The sequence below is a fragment of the Vibrio sp. 10N.261.52.A1 genome (assembly GCF_002876325.1).
Taxonomy (GTDB): Bacteria; Pseudomonadota; Gammaproteobacteria; order Enterobacterales; family Vibrionaceae; genus Vibrio; species Vibrio chagasii.
In genome coordinates this window covers 1,007-3,444 of sequence record NZ_MCYD01000758.1, presented here as the reverse complement: position 1 = coordinate 3,444, position 2,438 = coordinate 1,007, and the positions used below count along the sequence as shown (strand labels likewise).

At 47.2% G+C, this 2,438-nt stretch carries 1 protein-coding gene; it reads left to right on the top strand.

Annotation, left to right across the window (positions count from 1 at the left end; genetic code table 11):
- Positions 1 to 2,285, top strand: a 2,285-nt coding sequence (locus BCT81_RS15620) for a hypothetical protein (protein ID WP_198596904.1), incomplete at its 5' end; no start/stop codon positions are given.
- Positions 2,286 to 2,438 lie beyond the last annotated feature (153 nt).

The window sequence follows — 2,438 nt, the reverse complement described above, 5'->3', positions numbered from 1 at the left end:
CCATAGAGGGGCTTGCAACAGCATACCGTGACGGCTTTGGTGGTGATCAACCGAGAACCTTTGAAGCCAGCAAAGGTGTCATGATGACGGGCGCCTTTGAACCGAACCAGGATGAATGGGACAAATGGGGATTTGTCGATGGTAAAATCCCAACGCTGAAGGAAATGCTGACAGCACACAGAAAACCGGCAGATGTAAAAACCGTTGAGGCAGTCCTATTTATTAAAAACCCGACTCTTTCTCGTCAGGTGATTCGGGATGTGGTGGCCAAGCAGGTTCACCTAAGCCCAACGGGAGTCGCTTATATCAACCGTTACCTAAATGTAGGTATCCAGTCACCTGATGTGATGAATGAAATGCTGGTTCTGCTGTTCTCTGGGACATCCAATAAAACGAATGCTTTCTTGGAGCGGCTGCTGCCTGACAATTTGGATGTGGTGGTTTTCAAGGCGCTGATGGAAGAAAAAGCGAGTGTACGTTTTATCATCGAATCCTTAGGTCATGGTGTAGACGTCATTACGGTACAGCTATTATTGACGCATGGCGTGAAGGGTGAAGAGATAGGCCAAGCACTGGCGGCAATGCACCAACACGCAGGGATAGGAAGTGAGGCACTGGCAAAAAATGTCTTGCGAGCTGTCGGTTACAAGGATGAGGGTGCCAGTAAAATTGCTGCCATTATGGCCGCGCTGGGCGACATAGGTTATCAGGAAGCAGACAGCTATTTGAAAGTCGGAGTGGAATCGCCAGCGTTAGTGCAGAAGTACCGTCAGGCGGGTGTAACAGCGGCTGAGATTGAGTCGGCAAACCGTGATCATGCCAAATATCGCTCGGGTAAACGTAGTGGCCTGATCAATGTTAGCGTGGGAGGCGCATTTAAGGATGAATATTATGTTTATGATCTTGAAGCGACAAGCGATCTCGATGGCGGCAAAATTAAACGAGGAAAAATCCTGACCACGGAAGATGGGATCAAAGCGTCGAATGCACTTAACACTGGTGTGAGCGGGATGAAGCGTAAGGTCGAGGTCACAGGCCGCGGGCGTTCGAACGAGGAAAACCTGATTGACGGATTTGAGAAAGGGAAGGAAGCTTTTGCTTGGGCACCAAGCTTAGATCCTAAGCAGAACCGCGCCATCATTGCTCCTTCTCGGGAGAGTGGGGGAATATTTGACCCGGATAGAAAATCGGTAAGAGGGCGTTTGTTGAATAATAAGCAGGATGATGGAGCAGACTGTTGGTATTTTGGGCTTCATAAGGAAACGCCACTCTCTGAGCTGACATTGGAAATAAACGAGAAGGCGAGTGATGACCTAGAGAATACAGTGTATGACTATGTGATTGAGGCATGGAATGGCAGCCAGTGGGTCGCCGTGTCAGACAGCTTCAAGTGGAACCATAAACAGAGCTTGAAGCAAACGGTAGCACTGACAGCGCAGGATAAGCGGTATGACCTATATCGAGCCAAAATCCATGGTGCATCGAATGGAAAATTTGGCAGCGTTTACAAAGATGTGAAACTAAACCCACCGGTTATGGTTCCGTCTGTTCACGGTGGAACCGTGGAGTTCACCATGAAAGACAAGCTCGTGCTGGACTCCCTGACGGTATTAACCGAAGGCGGGGAGGGGAGTGCCGTTACCTTCCGTATTCAAGCGCAGCAGCAAGATGGTAGCTGGATCAATGTCTCTAGTGATACCACTTGGTCACCGGGTTCATCGTCCCAGAAGAAAATATTCCAACTGGATACGAATGGAATACCGTACAACAAATACCGGATGCTAGGTGTGTCTGGCCATTTCACCGCCAAGCTATGGATGAACGAGGTGGAGTTTGAAACCCAGTCGGTCAAGTTAAGTGAATCCTTTCAAATTAACGTTGATCGTCAATGGCAAGGCAGCCATGCAGGGGAATCAATGACGGGAACCGCTGCCAGAGATGCATTTTTTAGCAATGGAGGGGATGATACGTTAACCGGAAATGGCGGGGCTGATGTCTATGTATTTGCAAAGAATGACATTGGTATTACCAACATAAACAACTACGACGATAACCGAAATGCAGCTGAGGATATCATCTATTTCAAAGACTTTGCATTTGATGAAACTGAAGAAATTAAAGATGGAAAGCTTCTCCAGTCGCAGAATAAAGCTGCACAGCTGGCCCAATCGATATCGATGTTCGGGCATGATAAGGGCAGGGTTTCAGATATGAGTCGTTTAAATCCTTCTTCTACATTGCCTGTTACTGAGGTTATTGCGAAGAGTGGTCATCTTCTTGCTTAAAAAATAGAAATCGCGAAAATTAAAACGCCCTACCGATAATCAGGTGGGGCTTTTTGTTTTTTCGGAAACTTTGAGGCTAAGCAATTGACGATGAAAACAACTTTCCTGTTCGGAAGCGAAGCAAAAAAAGATTACGAGAAATTTGCATTGTGA